We start from the raw sequence: 2,890 nt of genomic DNA, 5'->3' as shown, positions 1-2,890 counted from the left end.
CCGGCCGACCAGGCCCCGTACCTACAGACGCGCCAACCACCCTGCGCAAAAACCACCGCCCCACCCAGCACACTGCGCAACACCAAACACCCAGCTCAGCCCATGTATCCACCGGCGCCGGACCCCCGGCTTCGCGTAGACCACACCCACGGAACAGACCCACCACTCAATACAGGTGAGCAACACCACGCCACAACCAAGATCAATAAGCAGACGCGTCAGCTACGCCACAGCGGTGCGGGGATCTGCTCTACCGTGCGTCCGGTCCCGGGCCTTCAGCAGCCCTGGTACCGGTCACCGCCGCGTGGACGGATGGGAGGAAGACCAGCCGATGAGGCTTGCCGGCGCGCATGGCGCAGTGCGGGGTATCTGGACGGTGGAACTGCGTCCGCGGGCAGGTGGGCCACGTCTCGTCTGCCCTCACTGCACCGCCCACACCCCTTCCCTCAAGGCGTCCTCCGCGCGTGCCGCCGCCCTGACGCATCTGGCCTGCCACGCCCGCGCCGACACGCTGCCGAGTCATCTGCGCACCTGCCAGTGCCGGGAACGCGGCTGCTCCTGGCATTCGCGTCACCGCGGCTGCGGCGGGCCGGTGCTGCTCGTCCTCACCCGTGACCGCAGCGCCGCACCTGGCGCCTGGCCGACACCTGCGCAGCCTGCGCGGCGGCGACCAGCCACACCGCTGTCGTGCCGGACACGCTGCTCGGTCCTCGCAGGCTTCGCCCGGACGACTGCCCGCCAGCTCCCGTACGCGACAACCCCGGCACCGGACGCGACGAGCGGGTGCGGGTACGGGAGATGCTCACCTACCTGGCATCGGCACTCCCCCGCTTCACCTCCCCCGCCGCCCGGCTGCTGGCCCTGCAGTGCGCCCTGCGCACCGACGCCCGCGGCCAGGTGCGGCTCCCGGCAGGCCTACTGCGCGGCATGCGCCTGCAAGGACGCCAGGAACTGTGGCAGGAACTGGCCCAGGACCGGTGGCTGGAGATGCCGGTCCTGAAGTCGGCACCGGTGACGGTGCACCTGCTCGATGCCACAGTCCTGGACCAGGCACCCGGCCGCAGCGCGCGCCGCCGCGCCGCTCACTGGGCGCTTCACTGCGCCCCCTTGGTCCCGCCTGCCGTCGCACCACCCGTGCTGCGGCTCACCGCCCTGGTACTGGCGGCACACCTCTCCGGCCATGGCAGCCACGGCACCGACATGGACGTCCTCGCCCGGCTGTGCGGTCATTCCCCTCACCAGACAGGAGAGATCCTGGACCGGCTGGTGGCTCTGCGCACACTGGCAGCCTGGCACCGCGACCGGGAGACCGACGAAGTGGTCTGGCAACTGCCCATGCAGCACGCGCGTCCTCGGCCTGCCCGTCTGCGAACCCCGTCACCAGATCGCTGAGACCAATTCACAAACATGCTCCAGGAGAACAGCCCGCTCCGGCTATCCGTACTATCTCTACAGCAGGGCACTGTGCACTGGATATCGCTGCCGCCCCGCAGGCACGGCCCGGGAAAGCACACATGTGTGGCAGGTCCTTCAACTCCGGCCTTGAGCCGGGAAAGGTTGTGCGCCCCATGTCCGAGAACGTTTCCGCCACCGAACTGACATCGCAGTACAGCGCGCAAGTGAGTGCCGACCTCGAACGCAACGCCAAGGAGCAACAACGGATCGGCGCAGAAATCGCCGCGCTGCAGGAACAGTTGGCAGCCCATGAGCGTGACCACACGGTCCTGGTCAGCATCCAGCAGGCGATCGGCGCAGCACCGGCTGCTGCCGAGCCTGCGGCCCCGTCGGACAGCACCACGGTGCCCGCTCCCCGCGCCACGAAGAAGACCGCCGGCTCCGGTACAGGCAAGCGGGCGCGGACGAAGAAGGCCGCCCCCGCACCCCGTCGTGGCGCGGCGGAGAAGCCGACCGCCGAGAAGGGCGCCGGCAAGGCGGAATCCGCTAAGACGGCGCAGCCGACGCTGGTCGAGCTGATCCGTAGCCATCTCTCCGAGCAGAGCGAGCCGCGCTCGGCGGCGGAGATCGCCGCAGCCCTCGGCCAGGCTCATCCTGACCGCAGCGTCAAGACGACCGTGGTGCGCACCACCCTTGAAGGGCTGGTGGCCAAAAGCCAGGCGCAGCGCAGCAAGCAGGGCTCGTCCGTCTTCTACACCGCTTCTGCGGTGCCGGAGCAGGCAGCACCGCCGCAGGCCGAGGATCAGCCCGCACCAGCCAGCGCGTGACACCGCCGCGGCACAGCCGTGCCGGCCGCTGTGGCCCCTGTCAGGACGCCGGGCGGTCTACTGCGCGATCGGCATCAACCGAGAGTCCCGGCCTCACCGGCCGGGGCTCTCTTTGTGCCGCCGGTAGCTTCTCCCAAGGACGGGTCGACGGCAGGCCGACCGGCCGTGCCCTGCGGCTCCCGGCTCGCTTGCTGCTGGCCGGACAACGGCGGGAGCCGGCAGGCTCGGACCGTGCGGGCGGTGGGGGCAGCAGCCACCAACTCGGCAAGGTCCGGACCGAACTGGTCAGCCAGACGGCTGGCCGGGCAGCGCGCATCCGCCAGGGACTTGACGGCGCCCGGGCATCGATGCGACCAGCCCCTCGACAGCAACGGCGGTCATCCAGTGTGAGGGGCGGATACCGCGCGGTTCACGCCCCGCCAGGGATGTCTCTCCCGGACCATTTGGGGGTGTCATCTCTCGAGGATTCGCCCGCTCGGCGTGGTCTCGGCCCTCGGCGTTGTAGATCTCCTGCATGGCCTTCGCCGCACCCGGCTGCGCAGACTTCGGCAGAGCGTTCGTAGGCGCTGTCACGTTGGCTGACCGGTGGGATGATCTTCTGGTTGATCGCGCTGGAGGTGGCTGTTCGTGGGGGCCGTGTCGCTGTCGTACAAGGGGCACCGGTACCC

General features: G+C 69.9%; 2 protein-coding genes and 1 pseudogene. 2 read left to right on the top strand and 1 reads right to left on the bottom strand.

Annotated elements, in window-relative coordinates:
• Nucleotides 1–687 precede the first annotated feature (687 nt).
• The gene (locus tag AOK23_RS40110; RefSeq protein ID WP_240496781.1) at nt 688–1,392 is read left to right on the top strand and encodes a hypothetical protein; all 705 of its coding nucleotides are present in this window, start codon (nt 688–690) and stop codon (nt 1,390–1,392) included.
• A 176-nt stretch (nt 1,393–1,568) separates the two neighbouring features.
• Nucleotides 1,569–2,222, top strand: coding sequence for a hypothetical protein (locus AOK23_RS40105; protein ID WP_055717352.1), 654 nt, complete (start codon nt 1,569–1,571; stop codon nt 2,220–2,222).
• A gap of 468 nt (nt 2,223–2,690) precedes the next feature.
• Here the strand turns inward: AOK23_RS40105 and AOK23_RS52160 are convergent.
• Nucleotides 2,691–2,890: pseudogene (locus AOK23_RS52160) on the bottom strand (hypothetical protein); the annotation flags it as partial.

It is taken from the genome of Streptomyces torulosus, assembly GCF_001419765.1.
GTDB lineage: Bacteria > Actinomycetota > Actinomycetes > Streptomycetales > Streptomycetaceae > Streptomyces > Streptomyces torulosus.
This window is presented reverse-complemented; position numbering and strand designations above follow the sequence as displayed.

Bases quoted from the DNA above. Each gene is read 5' to 3' on its own strand.
- AOK23_RS40105 (WP_055717352.1), top strand. From the start codon at position 1,569: ATGTCCGAGAACGTTTCCGCCACCGAACTGACATCGCAGTACAGCGCG.